23 protein-coding genes are annotated in these 20,770 nt (G+C 69.0%); 1 reads left to right on the top strand and 22 read right to left on the bottom strand.

Features of this window, described 5'->3' with window-relative positions:
• Nucleotides 1-10: 10 nt before the first annotated feature.
• From nuoK to C8D87_RS12130, 15 genes are all read right to left on the bottom strand, one after another.
• Nucleotides 11-310, bottom strand: a complete 300-nt coding sequence (gene nuoK / locus C8D87_RS12200) for an NADH-quinone oxidoreductase subunit NuoK (protein ID WP_112226713.1) — start codon at nucleotides 308-310, stop codon at nucleotides 11-13.
• Nucleotides 307-1,170 (bottom strand): NADH-quinone oxidoreductase subunit J, encoded by an 864-nt coding sequence (locus C8D87_RS12195; protein ID WP_407656801.1) that lies wholly within the window; start codon nucleotides 1,168-1,170, stop codon nucleotides 307-309. The genes nuoK and C8D87_RS12195 overlap by 4 nt, the downstream gene beginning before the upstream one ends.
• Nucleotides 1,167-1,682, bottom strand: a complete 516-nt coding sequence (nuoI, locus tag C8D87_RS12190) for an NADH-quinone oxidoreductase subunit NuoI (protein WP_109628917.1) — start codon at nucleotides 1,680-1,682, stop codon at nucleotides 1,167-1,169. The genes C8D87_RS12195 and nuoI overlap by 4 nt, the downstream gene beginning before the upstream one ends.
• Nucleotides 1,683-1,684: 2 nt before the next feature.
• Entirely contained in the window at nucleotides 1,685-3,004 is a 1,320-nt protein-coding gene (nuoH, locus tag C8D87_RS12185) for an NADH-quinone oxidoreductase subunit NuoH (RefSeq protein ID WP_407656802.1), read from the bottom strand.
• Nucleotides 3,001-5,448 (bottom strand): NADH-quinone oxidoreductase subunit G, encoded by a 2,448-nt coding sequence (locus C8D87_RS12180; protein ID WP_112226712.1) that lies wholly within the window; start codon nucleotides 5,446-5,448, stop codon nucleotides 3,001-3,003. The genes nuoH and C8D87_RS12180 overlap by 4 nt, the downstream gene beginning before the upstream one ends.
• Entirely contained in the window at nucleotides 5,445-6,725 is a 1,281-nt protein-coding gene (gene nuoF, locus C8D87_RS12175; protein ID WP_109628921.1) for an NADH-quinone oxidoreductase subunit NuoF, read from the bottom strand. Before nuoF ends, C8D87_RS12180 begins: the two co-directional genes overlap by 4 nt.
• 7 nt (nucleotides 6,726-6,732) lie before the next feature.
• Nucleotides 6,733-7,452, bottom strand: coding sequence for an NADH-quinone oxidoreductase subunit NuoE (gene nuoE, locus C8D87_RS12170; RefSeq protein WP_109628923.1), 720 nt, complete (start codon nucleotides 7,450-7,452; stop codon nucleotides 6,733-6,735).
• A complete protein-coding gene (locus C8D87_RS12165) occupies nucleotides 7,449-8,822 on the bottom strand; it encodes an NADH-quinone oxidoreductase subunit D (protein ID WP_112226711.1) in 1,374 nt (457 codons plus the stop codon). Before C8D87_RS12165 ends, nuoE begins: the two co-directional genes overlap by 4 nt.
• Nucleotides 8,819-9,562: an NADH-quinone oxidoreductase subunit C gene (locus C8D87_RS12160; protein WP_112226710.1), complete on the bottom strand. Its 744-nt coding sequence runs from the start codon at nucleotides 9,560-9,562 to the stop codon at nucleotides 8,819-8,821. Before C8D87_RS12160 ends, C8D87_RS12165 begins: the two co-directional genes overlap by 4 nt.
• On the bottom strand, nucleotides 9,559-10,110 hold the full coding sequence (locus C8D87_RS12155; RefSeq protein ID WP_065915907.1) for a NuoB/complex I 20 kDa subunit family protein: 552 nt from the start codon (nucleotides 10,108-10,110) through the stop codon (nucleotides 9,559-9,561). The genes C8D87_RS12160 and C8D87_RS12155 overlap by 4 nt, the downstream gene beginning before the upstream one ends.
• A gap of 7 nt (nucleotides 10,111-10,117) precedes the next feature.
• The gene (locus C8D87_RS12150) at nucleotides 10,118-10,483 is read right to left on the bottom strand and encodes an NADH-quinone oxidoreductase subunit A (RefSeq protein WP_109628929.1); all 366 of its coding nucleotides are present in this window, start codon (nucleotides 10,481-10,483) and stop codon (nucleotides 10,118-10,120) included.
• Between the two features lie 265 nt (nucleotides 10,484-10,748).
• A complete protein-coding gene (locus C8D87_RS12145) occupies nucleotides 10,749-12,014 on the bottom strand; it encodes a geranylgeranyl reductase family protein (RefSeq protein ID WP_112226709.1) in 1,266 nt (421 codons plus the stop codon).
• A gap of 106 nt (nucleotides 12,015-12,120) precedes the next feature.
• Nucleotides 12,121-12,831 (bottom strand): demethylmenaquinone methyltransferase, encoded by a 711-nt coding sequence (locus C8D87_RS12140; RefSeq protein WP_112226708.1) that lies wholly within the window; start codon nucleotides 12,829-12,831, stop codon nucleotides 12,121-12,123.
• A 36-nt stretch (nucleotides 12,832-12,867) separates the two neighbouring features.
• The gene (locus C8D87_RS12135; RefSeq protein WP_112226707.1) at nucleotides 12,868-13,965 is read right to left on the bottom strand and encodes a glycosyltransferase; all 1,098 of its coding nucleotides are present in this window, start codon (nucleotides 13,963-13,965) and stop codon (nucleotides 12,868-12,870) included.
• Nucleotides 13,962-15,035 (bottom strand): glycosyltransferase family 4 protein, encoded by a 1,074-nt coding sequence (locus C8D87_RS12130; protein ID WP_211337096.1) that lies wholly within the window; start codon nucleotides 15,033-15,035, stop codon nucleotides 13,962-13,964. The genes C8D87_RS12135 and C8D87_RS12130 overlap by 4 nt, the downstream gene beginning before the upstream one ends.
• A 145-nt stretch (nucleotides 15,036-15,180) precedes the next feature.
• Between C8D87_RS12130 and C8D87_RS12125 the strand changes: the two genes are divergently transcribed.
• Nucleotides 15,181-16,014: an inositol monophosphatase family protein gene (locus tag C8D87_RS12125; protein WP_112226705.1), complete on the top strand. Its 834-nt coding sequence runs from the start codon at nucleotides 15,181-15,183 to the stop codon at nucleotides 16,012-16,014.
• On the opposite strand, the gene C8D87_RS12120 is transcribed toward C8D87_RS12125, so the two are convergent.
• From C8D87_RS12120 to C8D87_RS12090, 7 genes are read right to left on the bottom strand one after another with little or no spacing between them, the layout of a single operon-like run.
• Nucleotides 15,999-16,619, bottom strand: a complete 621-nt coding sequence (locus tag C8D87_RS12120) for a hypothetical protein (RefSeq protein WP_146771690.1) — start codon at nucleotides 16,617-16,619, stop codon at nucleotides 15,999-16,001. The two genes, C8D87_RS12125 and C8D87_RS12120, sit on opposite strands and share 16 nt — an antisense overlap.
• 43 nt (nucleotides 16,620-16,662) lie before the next feature.
• A complete protein-coding gene (paaE, locus tag C8D87_RS12115; RefSeq protein ID WP_112226703.1) occupies nucleotides 16,663-17,703 on the bottom strand; it encodes a 1,2-phenylacetyl-CoA epoxidase subunit PaaE in 1,041 nt (346 codons plus the stop codon).
• Nucleotides 17,704-18,195, bottom strand: a complete 492-nt coding sequence (gene paaD, locus C8D87_RS12110) for a 1,2-phenylacetyl-CoA epoxidase subunit PaaD (RefSeq protein WP_109628943.1) — start codon at nucleotides 18,193-18,195, stop codon at nucleotides 17,704-17,706.
• Entirely contained in the window at nucleotides 18,192-19,076 is an 885-nt protein-coding gene (paaC, locus tag C8D87_RS12105; protein WP_112226702.1) for a 1,2-phenylacetyl-CoA epoxidase subunit PaaC, read from the bottom strand. Before paaC ends, paaD begins: the two co-directional genes overlap by 4 nt.
• A complete protein-coding gene (paaB, locus tag C8D87_RS12100; RefSeq protein WP_045309706.1) occupies nucleotides 19,073-19,357 on the bottom strand; it encodes a 1,2-phenylacetyl-CoA epoxidase subunit PaaB in 285 nt (94 codons plus the stop codon). The genes paaC and paaB overlap by 4 nt, the downstream gene beginning before the upstream one ends.
• On the bottom strand, nucleotides 19,354-20,304 hold the full coding sequence (paaA, locus tag C8D87_RS12095) for a 1,2-phenylacetyl-CoA epoxidase subunit PaaA (RefSeq protein WP_109628949.1): 951 nt from the start codon (nucleotides 20,302-20,304) through the stop codon (nucleotides 19,354-19,356). Before paaA ends, paaB begins: the two co-directional genes overlap by 4 nt.
• A 9-nt stretch (nucleotides 20,305-20,313) precedes the next feature.
• On the bottom strand, nucleotides 20,314-20,745 hold the full coding sequence (locus C8D87_RS12090) for a DUF3592 domain-containing protein (protein ID WP_233439084.1): 432 nt from the start codon (nucleotides 20,743-20,745) through the stop codon (nucleotides 20,314-20,316).
• Between the last annotated feature and the right edge of the window lie 25 nt (nucleotides 20,746-20,770).

Here is a 20,770-nt window from a genome sequence, read left to right as displayed (position 1 = left end):
CGGTGACCCCTCAGTACTTCAGCAGGCTCGAGTCGTCGACCGAGGCCGAGCGACGCGTCCGGAAGATGGACATGATGATCGCGAGGCCGACGACGACCTCCGCCGCGGCGACGACCATCACGAAGAACGCCATCACCTGACCGTCGAGCGAGCCGTTGATCCGCGCGAACGTCACGAGGGTCAGGTTGACCGCGTTGAGCATGAGCTCCACGCACATGAACACCACGATGGCGTTGCGGCGCACCAGGACGCCGACGGCGCCGATGCTGAACAGCAGTGCCGACAGCAGCAGGTAGTACGTGGGAGTCACGACTCACTTCCCTTGAGCGCGTGCGGATCCGGCTGGTGCCCGGTGCCCGCGACCTCGGCGACGTCGTCCGAGAGCGTGTCCTTGTCGGTCGCCTCGATGACCTCGAACAGCGACTCCTCCGAGACGCTGCCGTCGGGCAGCAGTGCGGGGGTGGCCACCGAGTTCGCGGTGGCGAAGACGCCGGGACCGGGGATGGACCCGACCCGCTTGCCGGACTGGAAGCGCTCCTCGACGAGTTCCTTCTGCGTCTTCTTGGCCGGCTTCCCGTCCCTGCCCACGAAGGCCAGGATCATCGCGCCGAGGGCGGCGACGATCAGCAGCGCCGAGGTGAGCTCGAACGGGAACAGGTAGTCCGTGAAGAGCTTCGTGCCGATGTTGCCGACGTTGCCACCGTTGGTGGTGTTCGCCTCCGCCAGGCCCTTCGAGTCCACCGAGGTGAGCGCGCGGGCGACGGAACCGACCATCAGGACGGCGAAGCCGATGCCGAGCAACGCGGCCGCGAGCCGCTGGCCGCGGATGACCTCGACCACGGAGTCCGAACTGTCGCGGCCGACCATCATGAGCACGAACAGGAACAGCATCATGATCGCGCCGGTGTAAACGATGATCTGCACGAAGCCGAGGAACGGCGCCTGCTGGATCATGTACAGCACACCGAGGCTGAGCATCGTCACCACGAGCCACAGCGCGGAGTGCACCGCGTTGCGCGCGAAGAGCATGCCGAGCGCACCGGCCAGCGCGAGCGGGCCGAGCACCCAGAACGCGATGGCCTCGCCGGTGGTCACGGTGTCGACCACGCGCTGCACCGGTTCCGGCTGCTGGGCCAGGAACTGTGCCCAACCAACTGCAAGTTGGCTCACTGCCCGGCCTCCTTCGCGAGCTGCGGGCCGTTCACGTAGTAGTCCTGCTCGTTGTTGCCGAGCCGCATCGGGTGCGGCGGCTGCTCCATGCCGGGCAGCAGCGGGGCGAGCAGGTCCTCCTTCGTGAAGATCAGGTCCTGCCGGTTGTCGTCGGCGAGCTCGTACTCGTTCGTCATCGTGAGCGAACGGGTCGGGCACGCCTCGATGCACAGGCCGCAGCCGATGCACCGCAGGTAGTTGATCTGGTAGTCCATGCCGTAGCGCTCACCGGGCGAGTAACGCGCCTCTTCGGTGTTGTCGCCACCCTCGACGAAGATCGCGTCCGCCGGGCAGGCCCACGCGCACAGCTCGCAGCCGACGCACTTCTCCAGCCCGTCCGGGTGCCTGTTCAGCTGGTGACGGCCGTGGAACCGCGGCGCGGTCACCTTCTTGACCTCGGGGTACTCCTCCGTCACCACCTTCTTGAACATGGTGCCGAAGGTGACGCCGAAGCCTTTCAGGGACTCGAACATCCCTACTCAGCCTCCTTACCGGTGGTGACGGCTGCCGTCTCCTTGGGGAGGTTGGCGACCTTGACCTTGCGCTTGGGCGCTGACTTGGGGACGGCGAGGTCGAGCGGCGGCACGGGGAAGCCGGAACCCGCGAGCGGCACGCCCTTGGTGTCCTGGACCTTCTTGTCCGGCAGCAGGAACGAGACCAGCAGCACGAGGCCGACGACCACGCCGAGCGCGATGAGCCGCTGTGCCGTGGAGAGCTGCTGGATGGCGCCGGTGCGGATGACCGCGACGGCCATGATCCAGACGAGGCTGGTCGGGACCAGCACCTTCCAGCCCAGCTTCATGAACTGGTCGTAGCGCAGGCGGGGCAGCGTGCCGCGCAGCCAGATGAAGAGGAACAGGAACGCCAGCGTCTTGATGATGAACCAGAGCAGGCCCCACCAGCCGGTGTTCATGAACTCACCGCTCCACGGGGCGTGGTAGCCGCCGAGGAACAGCGTGGTCGCGAGCGCCGAGACGGTGACCATGTTGACGTACTCGGCGAGGAAGAACAGCGCGAACTTCAGCGAGCTGTACTCGGTGTGGAAGCCACCGACCAGCTCCGACTCGGCCTCGGGGAGGTCGAACGGCGCGCGGTTGGTCTCGCCGACCATGGACACCACGTAGATCGCGAAGCTCGGGAACAGCAGGAGGCCGAACCAGGCGGGGGCGAACCCGAGCACGGTGTGCGCCTGGGCTCCCACGATGTCACCGGTCGACATCGAGCCGGTGAACATGATCACCGCGACGATCGACAGGCCCATCGCGATCTCGTAGGAGATCACCTGCGCCGCTGAGCGCAGCGCGCCGAGCAGCGGGTACGGCGAGCCGGAGGCCCAGCCGGACAGCACGATGCCGTAGACGCCGAGCGAGGAGCAGGCCAGCACCACCAGCACGCCGACCGGGAGGTCGACGAGCTGCAGCGCGGTCTGCTCGCCGAACATGTTGACCTCGCCCGCGAGCGGGATCACCGAGAACGCGAGGAACGCGGGGATGCAGGAGATCACCGGCGCGAGGAAGAACACCCACTTGTCCGCGAGGACCGGGCGGATGTCCTCCTTGAACGCGAGCTTCAGACCGTCCGCGAGCGACTGCAGCCAGCCGTTCGGGCCGACCCGGTTGGGGCCGGGCCGGTGCTGCATGCGCGCGACGACCTTGCGCTCCCAGTTGATCATGAACAGGGTCATGACCACGAGGAAGGCGAAGATGCCGACGACCTTGATCAGGACCAGCCAGATCGGGTCGTCCGCGAGGACCTTGGCGGTGTCGCCGATCTCCGCCGCGAAGTACTTCGTCATGACTTCCCTCCGCTGACGGAGACGATCGAGCCGTGGCCCGCGCCGAGCGTGGCACGGACGGTCACGTCACCCGAGTTGGTGGGCAGCCAGATGACGCCCTCGGGCAGGTCGTCGGTCTCGACCGGGAGCGTGATCGCGCCGCGGTCGGTGGAGACCGTCACGTAGCCGCCGGAGGTCAGGCCGAACTGCTGCGCGGTGGCCTCGGCGACCTTCGCGACGACCGGGCGGGCGGTGCCTGCCAGGTGCGGCTCGTCCACCTGCAGCGAGCCGTTGCCGAGCAGCCGGTGCCACGTGGCGAGCACGGCCTTGCCGGCGCCGGCGGGACCGGTGAGCGGCGGGGCGACGTTGAGCGAGGAACCGCTCGGAGTGCCCTCGCCCAGGCGGGCCAGGTCGGCGGCCGCGGCGGCGGGCGTCTGCGTGAACAGATCCGCGTCCATCTCCACCGCGAGCGTGTCGAGCACGCGGCAGTCCGGCAGCGCGCCGGTGCCCTCGAGGGTCGTGCCGAACTCGCGGCGACGGCCCTCCCAGTTGAGGTAGCTGCCGGACTTCTCGACCGCCGGGGCGATCGGGAGCACGACGTTCGCCTTCGCGGTCACGGCGCTCGGCCGCAGTTCGAGGCTGACGATGAACCCGGCCTCGGCCAACGCCTTCTCGGCCAGCGCGGGGTCGGGCAGGTCGAACGGGTCGACACCGCCGACCACCAGGCCGGACAGCTCGCCGTTCGCGACCGCCTCGAGAATCCCGTTGGTGTCACGTCCCGGCGTCGCGGGGAGCGTTCCCTCCTCGACACCCCAGGTCCGCTCGACCTCGGTGCGCGCCGCCGTGTTCGTGACGTGGCGGCCACCGGGCAGCAGGTTCGGCACCGCGCCGACCGCGAGCGCGCCGCGCTCACCGGCCCTGCGGGGAATCCACGCGACCTGGGCGCCGGTGCGCTCCGCCAGCCGCGCGACCGCGGTGAACGCGCCGGGGATCTCGGCGGCTCGCTCGCCGACGAGGATCACCGCGCCGGGCTTGGACAGCAGCTCGACGACGTCGGAAGCGTGCTCCGGCAACGCGTTCAGCGCGCCGGCCTCGGCACCGGGCACGCAGGCGAGCAGCGTGCCGAACGTCTTCTCCACGGCCGGGGTCGTGAACTGGCCGAGGTGGAAGACCTTCGTGGTGCCCTTGCGAGCGGCCTTGCGCAGGCGCAGGAAGACGATCGGCGCCTCTTCCTCGGGCTCGAACGCGACCAGCAGCGCGGCCGGTGCGGACTCGATGCCCTGGAAGGTGACGCCGTTGTCCGGGTTGGTGAAGACCGTGGTGCCGGACAGGAACTCCAGCTCCTCGGCACTGTGCGGCCGGGCGCGGAAGTCGATGTCGTTGGTGCGCAACGCGATCCGGGCGAACTTCGAGTACGCGTAGGCGTCCTCGACGGTCAGCCGGCCACCGGTCAGCACGCCGACGCCGTTCGCGTCCCGTGCCGCCGCCAGACCCGCCGCCGCGACCTGCAGCGCCTCGGTCCAGGAGGACTCTCGCAGCTCACCGGTCTCCTCGTCACGCACGAGCGGCCGCGTGATGCGGTCGTCGGCCGTGGCGTAGCGGAACGCGAACCGGCCCTTGTCGCAGATCCACTCCTCGTTGACCTGCGGGTCGTCGCCGGCGAGCTTGCGCTGCACCTTGCCGCGCCGCCAGTCGGTGCGCTCGGCGCAACCGGAGGAGCAGTGCTCGCAGACGCTCGGCGTCGACACGAGGTCGAACGGCCGGGCGCGGAACCGGTACGCGGCCGACGTCAGCGCGCCGACCGGGCAGATCTGGATGGTGTTGCCGGAGAAGTACGACTGGAACGGCTTCTCCGCCGCCACACCGATCTGCTGCTGCGCACCGCGCTCCAGCAGCTCGATGAACGGGTCGCCGGCGATCTGCGCGGAGAACCGGGTGCAGCGCTGGCACAGGACGCAGCGCTCGCGGTCGAGCAACACCTGGGTGGAGATGTTGATCGGCTTCGGGAACGTCCGCTTGTGCTCGTGGAACCGGGAGTCCGCGCGGCCGTGCGCGATCGCCTGGTTCTGCAGCGGGCACTCACCGCCCTTGTCGCAGATCGGGCAGTCCAGCGGGTGGTTGATGAGCAGCAGCTCCATCACACCCTGCTGGGCCTTGTCCGCGACCGGCGAGGTCAGCTGGGTCTTCACGACCATGCCGTCCGCGACCGTCATCGTGCAGGAGGCCTGCGGCTTCGGCATCGGCCGGCCGCCCATCTCGACCTCGACGAGGCACTGGCGGCAGGCGCCGGCGGGCTCCAGCAGCGGGTGGTCGCAGAAGCGCGGGATGACCGTGCCGAGGCGCTCGGCCGTGCGGATCAGCAGCTCACCCTTGGGCGCGATGACCTCGACGCCGTCGATGATCAGCTTGACGTGACCCTCGGGGACCGCAACCTCTGCGGTGGACTTGTCAGGGGCGATGGTCATGCGTTCGCTCCAGCCAGCACCTTGGAGTTCTGGTCGCACAGAGCCAGGAACTCGTCCTTGAAGTACTTGATGCCACTGGTGATCGGGCTGACGGCACCGTCACCGAGTGCGCAGAACGAGCGGCCGAGGATGTTGTCGCAGACGTCGAGCAACGTGTCGATGTCGCTCGCCGTGCCCTCGCCCCGCACCATCCGCTGCAGGATCTGCACGAGCCAGTACGTGCCCTCGCGGCACGGCGTGCACTTGCCGCACGACTCGTGCTTGTAGAACTCCGTCCACTTCATGACGGCCCACGGCACGGACACGGTCTCGTTGAAGATCTGCAGCGCCGTGGTGCCCAGCATCGAGCCGGCCTCGGCGCAGCCCTCGAAGTCCAGCGGCACGTCGAGGTGCTCCGCCGTGAACAGCGGGGTGGACGAGCCACCCGGCGTCCAGAACTTCAGCGGGATGCCGTCCTTCATGCCACCGGCCAGGTCCAGCAGCTCGCGCAGCGTGGTGCCCATCGGCGCCTCGTACTGGCCGGGGTTCGTGACGTGGCCGGACAACGAGAAGATCTTCGGACCGGGTGAGCGGTCGCGGCCCATCTCGCGGAACCAGTCCGCGCCACCGTTGACGATGAAGGGAACCGACGCGATCGTCTCGACGTTGTTCACGACGGTGGGCGACGCGTAGAGGCCCGAGGTCGCGGGGAACGGAGGCTTGAGCCGCGGCTGGCCGCGACGGCCCTCCAGCGAGTCGAGCAACGCGGTCTCCTCGCCGCAGATGTACGCGCCGGCGCCGGCGTGGATCACCACGTCGAGGTCGAACCCGCTGCCGAGGATGTCCTTGCCCAGGTAGCCCTTGGCGTACGCCTCGCGCACCGCCGCGTTGAGGCGGCGGATGCAGTGCAGGACCTCGCCGCGGACGTAGATCGCCGCGAAGTTCGCGCGGATCGCGTACGACGTGATGATCACGCCCTCGATCAGCGAGTGCGGGTCCGCCATCATCAGCGGGATGTCCTTGCAGGTGCCCGGCTCGCCCTCGTCGGCGTTGATGACGAGGTAGTGCGGCTTGCCGTCGCCCTGCGGGATGAAGCCCCACTTCATGCCGGTGGGGAAGCCCGCGCCGCCGCGGCCGCGCAGCCCGGAGTCCTTGCACTGCTGGATGAGCTGGTCCGGGTGGGCCTTCAGCGCCTTGGGCAGGGCGGTGTAGCCACCGGTCCGCTCGTAGGTCTCGATGGTCCAGGACCTGGGCTCGGTCCAGCGCTTGGTGAGTACGGGAGTCAGCGGGTTTGCCATTGGTTCCCTACTTCTTTTCCGGGATCGGCGGGAACTCGGCGTTGGACGGCATCTTCGGTGCGTCCCAGCCGCGGTCCTCGGCGATCTGCGCGCCGCGCAACGTCTCCGGCGCCGCCGACGGGCCGTCGAGGTCGGCGTCGCGCCCCTCGAAGAACCCGGCGAGCTGGAGCTCGGCCTGCTTGAAGTCGGTGAGCGGGGCACCGCGGGTCGGGGCCGGGCGCTCCCCGTTCTGCAGTGCCTTCACGAGCTGCAGCGCCTTGTCCGGCGTCTGGTTGTCGTAGAACTCGTAGTTCACCTGGAGAACCGGGCCGAGGTCGCACGCGGCGAGGCACTCGGCGTGCTCCAGGGTGATCGAGCCCGGCGTGCCCGGCTCGCCCGCGGTCTCCTCGTGGCCGACACCGAGGTGGCTCTTGAGGGCCGAGTAGATGTCGTCGCCGCCGAGCGCCGCGCACAGCGTGTTCGTGCACACGCTGACCAGGTGCTCACCGCACGGGCGGCGCTTGTACATCGTGTAGAACGTCGCGACCGCGCTGACCTCGGCCTCGGACAGGTCGAGCTGCCCGGCGCAGAACCGGATGCCCTCCTGCGAGACGTAGCCCTCGACCGACTGCACCAGGTGCAGCATCGGCAGCAGCGCACTGCGGGCCTGCGGGTAGCGGGCGATGATCGCCTGCGCGCGGTCCACGGTGGACTGGTCGAACACGGTCTCTTCCTTGGCATGCGTCATCGGTCGCAACCACCCATCACCGGGTCGATCGAGGCGACGGCGGCGATCACGTCGGCGACCATGCCGCCCTCGCACATCGCGGGCATCGACTGGAGGTTCACGAAACTGGGTTCGCGCAGGTGCACGCGCATCGGGCGGGTGCCACCGTCGGAGACGACGTGGTAGCCCAGCTCGCCGCGCGGTGACTCGACCGGCACGTACACCTGGCCGGACGGCACCTTGAAGCCCTCGGTCACCAGCTTGAAGTGGTGGATCAGGGACTCCATGGACTGGCCCATGATCTTGCGGACGTGCTCGAGCGAGTTGCCCATGCCGTCGCTGCCGATCGTGAGCTGCGCGGGCCACGCGATCTTGGCGTCCTCGACCATCACCGGACCCGTCGGCAGGCTCTTCACGACCTGCTTGATGATCTTCAGCGACTGGTGCATCTCCTCGAGGCGCAGCAGGTACCGCGCGAAGCAGTCCGCCGCGTTCGAGGTCGGCACGTCGAAGTTGTAGTTCTCGTAGCCGCAGTACGGCTCGATCTTGCGCAGGTCCCAGGCGAGACCCGCGGAGCGCAGGATCGGGCCGGTGATGCCGAGGGCGAGGCACGCGTCGACGGGCAGGTAGCCCACGCCCGCGAGGCGGTTGCGCCAGATCGGCTGACCGGTGAGCAGCTTGTCGTAGTCCGGCAGCCGCTTTTCCATGATCTTGACGAACGCGTTGATCTTCTCGATCGAGTCGTCCGGCAGGTCCTGCGCGAGACCACCGGGCCGGATGAACGCGTGGTTCATGCGCAGACCGGTGAGGTGCTCCAGCAGGTGCAGCACTTCCTCGCGCTCCCGGAAGCCGGAGGTCATGCCGGTGAGGGCACCGAGCTCCATGCCGCCGGTGGCGAGTGCGACGAGGTGCGAGCTGATCCGGTTGAGCTCCATCAGCAGTACGCGGATCGCCTGCGCCTTGTCCGGAACCGTGATGCCGAGCAGCTTCTCGACGGCCATGCAGTACGCGGCCTCGTGGTGCAGCGGCGCCAGGTAGTCCGTGCGCGTGATGAACGTGACGCCCTGGACCCAGTTCCGGTACTCGAGGTTCTTCTCGATGCCCGTGTGCAGGTAGCCGATGACGCTGCGGGCGTGCGTGACGGTCTCGCCCTCGAGCTCCAGGACCAGGCGGAGCACACCGTGCGTCGACGGGTGCTGCGGGCCGAGGTTCATGACGATGCGCTCGTCGTGCACCGCGTCCGCGAGCACCTCGTCCCAGTCGCCGCCGGTCACCGTGTAGACGGTGCCCTCGGTGGTCCTGCGGGACTCCGCGACCTCCTCGGGAGCGCTGTCCCGGCCGGCCGAACTGGTGTCGGTTCCGGTGGTCACGTCGGAAAGTCGCTCGGTCATGAGTACGACCGCCTCTGGTCCGGCGGAGGAATCTCCGCGCCCTTGTACTCGACGGGGATGCCGCCCAGCGGGTAGTCCTTGCGCTGCGGGTGACCGTCCCAGTCGTCCGGCATGAGGATGCGGGTCAGTCCGGGGTGACCGTCGTAGATGATCCCGAACATGTCCCAGGTCTCGCGCTCCTGCCAGTCCGCCGTCGGGTAGACCTCGACGAGGCTCGGCACGTGCGGGTTCTCGACGTCGACCGCGACCTCGAGCCGGATGCGGCGGCGGTAGGTCATCGACGTCAGGTGCGTGACCGAGTGCAGGCGCTGCGGCACCTCGGCGCCGTAGTCGACACCGGACACCGAGCTGCAGAGCTCGAAGCGCAGCGACGGGGTGTCGCGGCAGATGCGCGCGACCTCCAGCAACGTCTCCGTCTTGAGGTAGAAGGTGATCTCACCGCGGTCGACCGTCACCTGCTGCATCGTGTCGGCGGGCAGGCCCTTGTCGCTGATCGCGGCGAACAGCTCGTCGGCGACCTCGTCGAACCAGCCGCCGAACGGGCGCTCGGCGGGCGCGGCCACGTGGGCCGGCAGGCGCAGGCCACCGAAGCCCGACGTGTCACCGGAGCCGGAGACGCCGAAGAGGCCCTTGCGCTCCTTGCCCGCGAAGATCGGCGCCTTCTCGGCTGCTCCGTTGGTGGCTTCGAGGCCCTCGACAGCGCGGTCGGCGCTGGAGTGCTCTCCCCCTGGCTCGGTCACTTCTTCCTCGCAAAACGCTCGGAGGACGGGATGAGATCGGTGCGGTAGCCCGAGTCGGCGAGTGCCTTGGCGCGCACGGCGTTCAGCGGCTCGTCCATGATCTTGGCGTGGATCTTGAGGATCGCGTCCATCAGCATCTCCGGCCGCGGCGGGCAGCCCGGCAGGTACATGTCGACGGGCACGACGTGGTCGACGCCCTGCACCACCGCGTAGTTGTTGAACATGCCGCCACTGCTGGCGCACACGCCCATCGCCAGCACCCAGCGCGGTTCGGGCATCTGGTCGTAGATCTGCCGCAGCACCGGCGCCATCTTGTTGGTGACACGACCCGCGACGATCATCAGGTCCGCCTGGCGCGGTGACGCGCGGAAGACCTCCATGCCGAAGCGGGCGAGGTCGTAACGCGGACCACCCGTCGTCATCATCTCGATGGCGCAGCAGGCCAGGCCGAAGGTGGCAGGCCACAGCGAGGACTTGCGGGTCCAGTTGACCAGCTTCTCGACGCTGACCAGCAGGATGCCGTTCGGGAGCTTCTCCTCGAGACCCATGACTTCCTCAGTTCCAGTCGAGGCCGCCGCGGCGCCACACGTAGATGTACGCGAAGCCGACCGTTGCGACGAACAGGACGATCTCCACCAGCCCGAACAGGCCGAGCTTGTCGGCAGCGACGGCGAACGGGTAGAGGAACACCATTTCGATGTCGAACAAGATGAAGAGCATCGCCGTCAGGTAGTAGGCGACCGGCATGCGCCCGCCACCGACGACCGGCTGCGGGCTCGGCTCGATGCCGCACTCGTACGCGTCGAGCTTCGCCTTGTTGTAGCGGCGGGGTCCGATGTAGGGCGCTGCGGTCACCGAGAACAGCGCGAACGCCCCGGCTAGCGCGAACATCAATACGAGGGGGAGGTAAGGGTCAAGCACGCTCCGTCGTCCTTTCCTCGCGGTCGACCGCACCCTAAGGGTGATGTTCTGCGACCCGTTTGTTAGGCGAACCTAACAAACGCTTGTGAAACAGTTCACAAGCTTGTGCACACTGTTGTGAAGTGATTCACAAGGTCGATCGCCAGTGTAGAACGCCTGTAAATGACCTAGGTCACAGGGTCTGACCAGGCCGTTTAACCTGGTGTTGACATGCGAAACGGCACCGGCTCGTATTGAGCCGGTGCCGTCACCTATTCGGAGTAATTCACGCCGTTGGCGCGAGCTTCGTGGCGGCCACGATCAGGCGGTCCATTGCGTCGCCGTCCTTGGGGTCGTAGAGGCCCGCAAGTAGCTTGAGCACGAGTTTCATCAGGCGCTTTCGCGGCATTCCGTACTTCGTTGCGGTCCGCATGACCGCCGGGTTCCCGATGAGCTTCGAGAAGACGTTCCCGAGCCGGTAGTAACTGCCGAGCGCCTGTTCGATGCGAACCGGGTAGCCGTGCAGCGCGCGTTCACGGTTGACGCCCGTCCGCGCGAGGGCCTGGACGACACTTTCGGACGCGATCCTGGCGGACTCCATGGCGTAGCCGATGCCCTCGCCGTTGAACGGGTTGACCATGCCGCCGGCGTCGCCGACGAGCACGAGGCCCGCCCGGTAGTGCGGCTTGCGGTTGAGGCCCATGGGCAGCGCGGCGCCACCGATGCGGCTCGTCGCGTTCTCCTCGCGGAAGCCCCACTCCTCCGGCGTGCCGTCGAGCCAGCTGCGCAGCAGGGTCCGGTAGTCCGTGGTGCCGTAGGCCTTCGACGTGCTGAGGATGCCGAGGCCGACGTTCACGCTGCCGTCGCCCATGCCGAAGATCCAGCCGTAACCGGGCAGAAGCTGACCGTCGGGCGCCCACAGCTCGAGGTGCGACTCGAGGTAGTCGTCCTTGGTGCGCGGGCTCGCGTAGTAACGGCGGACCGCGACACCCATCGGCTTGTCGTCGTCCTTCTGCAGGCCGACGGACAGTGCGAGCCTCGCTGAGACGCCGTCGCAGGCGACCGTGATCGGAGCGCGGTAGGTGACCGGGTTCTTCTCCGGTCCCTGCTTGGCTTCGACGCCGACGACCCGGCCGTTCTCGATGATGGCCTTGGTGACCGTGGTGTTCTCGTGCATGCGCGCGCCGGCTTGCTTGGCCGCGTTCGCGAGCATCTCGTCGAAGTCCATGCGCGGGCGGACGACGCCGTAGTTGGGGAACGTGGCCAGCTCGGGCCAGTCGAGCTCCAGCGTGACGCCACCGCCGACGACCCGCAGCCCCTTGTTGTGGAGCCAGCCGTTCTCCTCGCGGGTGTCGATGCCCAGGTCGATCAGCTGCTTGACGCCGCGCGGGGTCAGACCGTCGCCGCAGACCTTCTCCCTGGGGAAGGAGCTCTTCTCGAGGAGGAGGACGTCGAGGCCGGCCCTGGCCAGGTAGGTCGCCGCGGTCGAGCCCGCCGGTCCCGCCCCCACCACGATGACGTCGGCGTCCTCGTTGATCCCACGCCTGCTCATCCAGACTCCCTACGTGTACCGGTCACAGCTCACTCGCGACTCTAACCGGCGGTCGCTGAGACCAGAGCTGCCAGGCGCTTCCTCAGATCGGGGCCCGGTGGGCTGATCAGGCCTCTTCCGCGGCCTTCGGCTTCGGCTTGGTCGCGCGGTGCAGAGCCACCATGCCGCCCGTCAGGTTGAACCAGGCGACGTCCTCCCAGCCGGCCTTGGCGATGAGCTCGCCGAGCGCGCGCTGGTCGGGCCAGGTGGCCATGGACTCGGCCAGGTAGGAGTAGGCGACCGGGTTGCTCGAGACGAACTTCGCGATGAACGGCAGGAGCTTGAGCAGGTAGCGCATGTAAACGAAGCGGAACGGCTTCCACACCGGGGTGGAGACCTCGCAGATCACCATGCGGCCGCCCGGCTTCGTGACGCGGGCCATCTCCTTCAGGGCGAGGACCGTGTCGTTGAAGTTGCGGATGCCGAAGGACACCGTGACGGCGTCGAAGGAGTTGTCCCTGAACGGCAGGCGCAGGGCGTCGGCGGCCACCTTCGGCACGCGGCGGTGGGCACCGGAGGCGAGCATGCCCACGGAGAAGTCGGCGGCGACGCACCAGGCGCCGGACTCGGCGTACGCGACGGTGGACACCGCGGTGCCGGCGGCGAGGTCGAGGACCTTCTCGCCGGGGCGGGCGTCGAGCACGCGCCTGCTCCACTCCCTCCAGCGGCGGTCGAAGCCCAGCGTCATGACCGAGTTCGTGCGGTCGTAGCCCTTGGCCACGCCGTCGAACATCTCGGCGACCTCGCGGGGGTTCTTGTCCAAGCCGGCTCGCGACATGTTCTTCAGACTAGGTCAGACCCGCTGAGATCATCTTCAGGGCACCTTCAGAGCTGTCAGCATGCCGTCCACGGCGGCGTGCCACGGGTATTCCTCCGCACGTGCCCGCGCGGCCTCCCGTGAGCCGCTTTCCAGTAGGCGTTGAGCGGCGCTCGCGAAGGCCTTGGCGTGGTCGTCGACGGCGGCGCCGCAGGACGGCTGGACGATTTCTTTCAGCGCGCTGCTCTGGCTGACGACGACCGGGGTGCCGCTGGCGAGGGCCTCGAGGGCGGCCAGTCCGAAGGTCTCGTGCGGACCGGGAGCGAGGGAGAGGTCGGCCGACGCCAGCAGCGCGGCGACGTCCAAACGGGACTTCACGAAGCCCAAAAACGTCACCGGCAGGCCGTTCGCGCGCTTCTCCAGGAAGGCGCGGCGCGGGCCGTCACCGGCGATCACCAGGCGTGCCGAGTGGCCCTGCTCGTGAAGTTCGGCCAGGGTGTCGACGGAGCGTTCCACGTGCTTCTCCGGCGACAACCGTCCACAGTGGATGAGCAGGTTCTCCTTGCCCTGCAGGAGATCCCGCCGCAGGTCGGCAGAGTGGCGGTGCGGGGTGAACGTGGCGAGGTCGACACCGAGCGGCACCTGGGTGACGTTGAGGGCACCGATGCGGTCGAACTCCTCGCGTGCGAAAGCCGTCGTGCACACCACCGTGTCGTAGGAGGCGGCCATGCGGCGGTTGGCCCAGTCGGCGGCGGTGACGGCGGGAGGCTCCGGCAGCACGAACCGCAGCAGCCGGTCGAGGCGTTCGTGGGAGATCACCACGTTCGGGATGCCGCGCTCGCCCGCCCAGCTGCCCATGCCGCGCAACGTCAGCCGGTCCGAGACCTCCAGCCGGTCCGGCTTCAGGTGTGCCAGGAGTGACTTGACGCGCCACGGGTCCACGACGCGGTAACCACCGGTGTACGGGATCTTCACCGCGGGCAGCGTGATGCGCCGGACCCCGCCGGGCAGCACCTCGTCCGCGCGGTGGTCGCCCGGCACGACGAGCACCACCTCGTGGCCCGCCTGCACGTAGCCGGTGCCGAGGTGGTGCAGCGCCGTGCGAAGCCCGCCGGACTTCGGTCCGTAGAAGTTGGCCAGCTGGATGATCCTCAAGCCGCCGCCTGGTGAGTCAGTCCGATCACCGCGGCGTAATGACCCATCAGCTCGTCGCAGATCGCCGGCCAGGTGCGGGTGAGCACCGACTTGCGAGCGGCGAGCCCGAACCGCTTGCGCCGCAGCGGGTCGCGCAGCAGGTCCACGTACTGCGCGATGTCGTCGTCGAAGAGGTACCCGGTCCGGCCGTGTGCGACGAGGTCGCGCGGGCCACCGGCGTTCGGCGCGAGCACCGGCAGCCCTGTCGCGAGGGCCTCCTGGACGGCCTGGCAGAACGTCTCGTGCGGTCCGGTGTGGATGAAGACGTCGAGCGAGGCGTAGGCCTCGGCGAGCGCCTGGCCGGTCCGGAAGCCGAGGAACTCGGCGTCCGGCAGGTCGTGTTCGAGCTGCTCGCGGTCGGGCCCGTCGCCGACGATCCGCAGCTTCACGCCGGGCAGGTCGTGGATCTCCTTGAGCCGGTGCACCTGCTTCTCGGGCGCCAGGCGTCCGACGTAGCCCACGGTGAGCTCGTCGTTGTGCTTCGTTCGCGGGTGGAAGAGGTCGACGTCGACGCCGCGGCCCCACCGGTGCACGCGCGGCACCCCGTGCCGTTCCAGCGCCTCGACCGCCGAGCTGGACGGCGCCAGCGTGCGGTCGGCCAGCGTGTGCAGGCGCTTCGTCCACCGCCACGCCGCCCGCTTGGTGAGCCCGAGTCCGTAGTTGCCCGCGAACCCGGCCACGTCGGTCTGGTAGACGGCGACGGTCGGGACGTCGATCTTGCGCGCGGCTCTGAGGCCGTACGCGCCCAGCACGAACGGCGACGCGAGGTGCACGACGTCCGGCTGGAAGTCCGCCAGCTCGTGCAGCACTCTCGGGCTCGGGACACCGATGGGCAGGCTGGTCACCATGGGCACGTCGACCGCGGAAACTCTGACGACGGGCGTGCCGTGGTGGTCCTCCGCGCCGGCACCGGGGGCGACGACCATCGCCTGGTGTCCGTTGCGGCGCAGGTGCTCCAGAACGCGAAGCACGGAGTTGGTGACCCCGTTCACCTGGGGCAGGAAGCTCTCGGTCACGATCGCTACGCGCACGAAGGACACACTGGAGTGCCAGTGTGAAGTCCGCGTGACACGTGATTTGACGCGGTCAGAACACCTCACGTCGTGGCCAGGTGATCGTCGATTAGTCATCTTCGCGTCGGTTCCCGGTCACCCGACGCGGTGAAACTAGGCCAGCATGACCGTCTTGTCGTCCCGTCCCGCGCACCCGGCCGACCCCGGACTGGTGTCCATCGCGCTGGAAGTGGCCGGTCGCCTCGCGAACGACGCCTCGGACGTCATCATGGCCACCGCCGGTCGCGGCGTGCGTCCCGACACCGACGAGTCGCCGTTCGACTGGGTGACCGACACCGACCGCACCCTCGAACGCCACACCCGCCGCGTCCTGACCGCGGAGTTCCCGTCGATCCCCGTCTTCTGCGAGAACTCCGACGTGGACGTGCCGGACGACTCCGAGTTCCGCTGGGTGGTGGACCCGGTCGACGGCACCGCGAACTACACCGCGGGCATGCCCTGGTGCGCCTACAGCCTCGCGCTGGTGGACCGCTGGGGCCCGGTGGTCGGCGTGGTGGCGGACCCGTACCGCTCCCAGATCTACGCCGCCGCCCGCGGCCGGGGCATGCGCGCGAACGGCACACCGGTCCGCCTGACCGAACGCCAGGGCGACTCGCTGGTGGTGTGCACGGAGATGACCCGCACCGGACCGTGGCAGGGAATGGGTGAGTTCATCTCGACGGCTGCGATCGCCGGCACCGGCGTGCGTGTGCTCGGCTCGAAGTGCCTGGCCGTGGCGCAGGTGGCTTTGGGACACGTCGCCGCCGCGGTCCTGCACGGCTACCACGAGTGGGACGTCGCTGGAGCCGTGTCACTGGCCGTGGAGTCCGGCGCGGTCGTGCTGGACAGACGTGGTGAGGATGCCCGGCTGCCGCTCGACGGACTGCTGGTGGCCGCGCCAGAGGCCGCGGACGAGGTGCTGGGCTGGTGGCAGTCGGCGCTTCAGGTCGACAGCTGAGGCAGCTGCTTCTCGAGCACCTCGAGGTGGGTGCGCGCCTCGTCCAGCTCGGGGTGGTCGAACATCTGCAGCGCGACCCTGCCGACCTCGTTCTCGAACTGCCGGAAGTCGTGCGCGGCCTTGAGGAGCCGCTGGTAGACAGGGTGCTGCTGGTCGACCGCACCCAGCGCCCTGCCGAGCTGCGCGATTCCCCGCACGTCGTCGAGCTCCTCGGTGAGCTGCTCGCTGATCCTCTGCAGCCAGTCCTTGGCGGCCGACCTGGGCACGGTCTGGACGGCCGCCGCGACTCGCCTCGTCGACTCGGCGCAGCGCTCCACCAGCTCGGACCACATGTCGTAAGGCTGCTGCGGGAGGGGCGGGTGCATCGGCCTGGGGTGAAGCCTCGGGCGCTGGATCGAACGGCGGATGAAGCCGACGCCGGTGCCGATCACGACACCGGGGATGCCGCCGAAGGTCACCGCGAAGATGAGGATCGCGAGGACGGTGATCACGCCGGAGGACGGGGAGTCGCTCTTGCTCGTGAGCTCGATGAGGGTCACGAGGGCGCCCATGAGCAGTGAGCCGGTACCTAGGCCCCAGAGCGCTGAGCGGACGACTACCCCCATGGGCAGTGATCGTGCCACGTTCGCCGTGGGTTCGTCGGGAAACTCAGGCGTCGAAGTCGACCGTCACGCACTCACTCGTCGGCAACGCCTGGCAGGTCAGCACGAACCCGGCCGCCACCTCGGACTCGTCGAGCGCGTAGTTGCGGCGCATCTCGACGCTGCCGTCGGTGACCATCGCCCGGCACGTGCCGCACACCCCGCCCTTGCACGCGAACGGCAGGTCGGCGCGGACGCGTTGGGCGGCGTCCAGGATCGGTTCGTCGGCGGGCAGCGGCAGGGTGGTCGACTTGCCGTCCAGGATCACCGTCACGGTGGCGGCGGACTCCACCACCGCCTCGGTCCGGCGCGGCGGGGGCGGGGGCTCGTCGACGTAGAAGAGTTCGTGGTGGACGCGCTCGGCAGGAACGCCGCGGTCGCGCAGCACGGCGGTGGCGTCCTGGACCATCTCGTAGGGACCGCAGAGCCACCACTCATCGATGCCGTCGAACGGGACGACGGTGTCGAACAGCGCCGTCAGCTTCGAGGCGTTCAGGCGGCCGGAGAAGAGCTCCACGTCGCGCGGTTCGCGGGACAGGACGTGGATCAGCTGGAACGTGGCCGGGTAGCGGTCCTTCAGGTCGGCCAGTTCGTCGGCGAACATCACCGTGTCGGTTCGGCGGTTGCCGTAGAGCAGCGTCACGCGGGCGCCGGTTGCGAGGACTGTCGCGGCGATCGACAGGGCCGGGGTGATGCCGGAGCCCGCCACCACGAAGCCGTGGTGGGTGCCGGCGCCGGTCGGGCTGAACTTGCCCAGAGGTGGCAGGACCTCGATCACGTCACCGGGAGACACGCGGTCTGCGAGCCACGTCGAGAACTGGCCGCCGTCCACGCGGCGCACGCCGATTCGCGGTGCGGCGCCGGCGGGTGCGCAGATCGAGTACGAGCGGCGTTCGTCGCCCTGGCGCAGGGTCAGGTACTGGCCGGCGGCGAAGGCGAAGTCCTCCGCGAGGTCGGCCGGCACGTCGAAGGTGACGGCCACGGCGTCGTCGCAGAGGCGGTCGACGCGGGCGACCGTCAGCTTGTGGAAGGCAGCGCGGCGAGCCACTCAGATCTCCTTGACGTGCTCGAACGGTTCGGCGCAGGCGTTGCAGCGGCGCAGGGCCTTGCACGCGGTCGAGCCGAACCGAGAAATCTCCGAGGTGTTGGGCGAACCGCACTGCGGGCAGGCGACCTGACGCGACGGCGGCACCAGGTTCAGCGGGACCGGGCCGGCGACCGAAGGGCCGATCCGCGCGGGAGGCGCGATGCCGGCGGCAGCCAGTTTCGAACGGCCCTCGGCGCTGATCCAGTCCGTCGTCCAGGCCGGCGAGAGCGACAGGCGCACCTCGACCTCCGAGTACCCGGCGGACTTCAACGAACGGCGCAGGTCGGCGCCCATCTCGTCGATCGCGGGGCAGCCCGAGTAGGTCGGGGTGATGGTCACGACGACGCGACCGTCCTCTTCGGACACGTCACGGAGCACGCCGAGGTCCGCCAGCGTGAGGACCGGAAGCTCCGGGTCCCGCACGGCCGACGCGACCTCCAGTGCCGTCGTCACCAGACCGCCCCCGGCAGCGAACGGTGCAGGTGCTGCATCTCGGCGAGCAGGAAGCCCATGGCCTCGGTGTGAACGCCGTCGCGGCCCGCCATGCCCGCGACGCGCGCGGCACGGGTGTCGGCAGGACGCGAAAGACCGCCGGCCGCGAGCACGGCCTCGAGCACACCGTCCACTTCGGACTTCAGCGAGGCGGGATCGACCGCCACGCCGGTCAGGCGCGCTTCGACGGCGTGGGTGGCGAAGAGCTCGTCCACGAACGGCCACACGCGCTCCAGGCCGGCCTGCATGCGGCGGTGCGACTCGTCGGTGCCGTCGCCGAGCCGGACCGTCCACTGGGCGGCGTGGTCGCGGTGGTACGCCAACTCCTTCAGGCCCTTCTCGGCCACGGCGGCCAGCACGGGGTCCGCCGAGCCGCGCAGCCGTGAGAACAGGGCCAGCCGCCACGACGAGAACACCAGCAGGCGCGCGATGGTCGTGCCGAAGTCGCCGCCGGGGCCGGGACCGCAGTCGATCTCGGCCAGGTGCACGTTGCGGAAGTCGCGTTCGTCGCGCAGGTAGGCCAGGTCGTCTTCCGACTTCCCGAGCACCTCGCCGGCGCGGGTCAGCAGCATGCGGGCCTGGCCCAGCAGGTCGAGGGCGATGTTGGCGAGCGCGATGTCCTCTTCGAGCTCCGGGGCGCGCGAGCACCACTCGGAAAGCCGCTGCGAGAAGATCAACGCGTCGTCGCCGAGCATCAGGCAGTACGCGACGATGTCCTCGCGATCGACGCCCACCGGGAACTCGCGGTTCACGCCGGAGAGAGCCTCCGAGAAGCCCGTCCCGAAAGCCCAGTGCGAGTCCTCGTGGCCCAGCAGCGACTCGTAGGCGTTGTCGAAGCTCATAGGTGCGGCACGTCCTCGGGAATCGAGTAGAACGTCGGGTGCCGGTAGACCTTGTCGCCCGCCGGCGCGAAGAACGGGTCCTTCTCGTCCGGCGACGACGCCGTGATCGCGGCCGCGGGCACGACCCAGATCGACACGCCCTCGTTGCGGCGCGTGTAGACGTCACGGGCGTTGCGCAGCGCCATCTCCGCGTCCGGCGCGTGCAGCGAACCGACGTGCACGTGGTTCAGGCCGCGCTTGCCCCGCACGAACACTTCCCACAGCGGCCAAGACGTGCTCACGCGGCACCTTCCTTCACAGCCTGCTTCTGTGCCTGTTTCTGGGCGTGTGCGGCAGCGGCCTCACGGACCCACGCGCCGTCCTCGTGGGCCTTGCGACGGTGGGCGATGCGCTGCGCGTTGCAGACACCGCCGCCCTTGACGACCTGCCAGAACTCGTCCCAGTCCGGCTGGCCGAAGTCGTACTGCCCGCGCTCCTCGTTCCACCTGAGCTCCGGGTCGGGGAACGTCACGCCGAGCGCCTCGGCCTGCGGCACGCTCATGTTCACGAACTTCTGCCGCAACTCGTCGTTGGTGTCGCGCTTGATCCGCCACGCCATCGACTGCTCGGTGTTCGTGGACTCCGAGTCCGGCGGGCCGAACATCATCAGCGCGGGCCACCACCACCGGTTCACCGAGTCCTGCACCATGTCGCGCTGCTGCTGGGTGCCGCGCATCATCGTCATGAGCAGTTCGTAGCCCTGACGCTGGTGGAACGACTCTTCCTTGCAGATGCGGATCATGGCGCGCGCGTACGGCCCGTAGGAGGTGCGGCAGAGCGGCACCTGGTTGCAGATCGCGGCGCCGTCGACGAGCCAGCCGATCACGCCGACGTCGGCGAACGTCAGCGTCGGGTAGTTGAAGATCGAGGAGTACTTCTGGCGCCCCTCGATGAGCTTGAGCGTCAGGTCCTCGCGGTCGGCGCCGAGCGTCTCGGTCGCCGAGTACAGGTACAGGCCGTGCCCGGCCTCGTCCTGCACCTTCGCCAGCAGGATCGCCTTGCGCCGCAGCGAGGGCGCGCGCGAGATCCAGTTGCCCTCCGGCTGCATCCCGATGATCTCGGAGTGGGCGTGCTGGGCGATCTGCCTGATCAGGGTCTTGCGGTAGCCGTCGGGCATCCAGTCGCGCGGCTCGATGCGCGCGTCGGCCTGCACGGTGCGCTCGAAGCGCAGCTCCAGGTCATCCGCCATGCACCGATGTTACACCTGCGTGCCGAATCTGCGCAGAACTGTCACAACCGCCGCGATGGCGATCCAGACGGCCACGAGGAACGTGCCGACGGGCAACAGGCTGAGAACCGCGCTCCGCCCCGCCACCCGCGTCAGCTCCGGGTTCGTCTGGTCGTACTCGACCCGCACGTTGTCCCCGACGTTCAGCCCGGACGGGTACAGCACTCCCTGCGACGGGATCATCACGCGACCGTCCGGTGTGGCGTACCGCACAACCGTCCTGTTGAAGGCGACGGAGTCGACCTGCGCGACCGCCTGCCCCATGTTCCGCTCGATGGCCACGTCATCCCGCCAGCAGGCGATCGGCAGCAGCACGCAGACGAGCGTGACCACCCCGCCGACCACGAGCAAAGCGCGGCTCACCGCACGGCGGACGCGTACGCCGAGCGGCGGCTTGGTCACTGCGTCCTCCACCACAACTGAGAAG

This window comes from Lentzea atacamensis, from assembly GCF_003269295.1.
Classification (GTDB): Bacteria; Actinomycetota; Actinomycetes; order Mycobacteriales; family Pseudonocardiaceae; genus Lentzea; species Lentzea atacamensis.
This window is presented reverse-complemented; position numbering and strand designations above follow the sequence as displayed.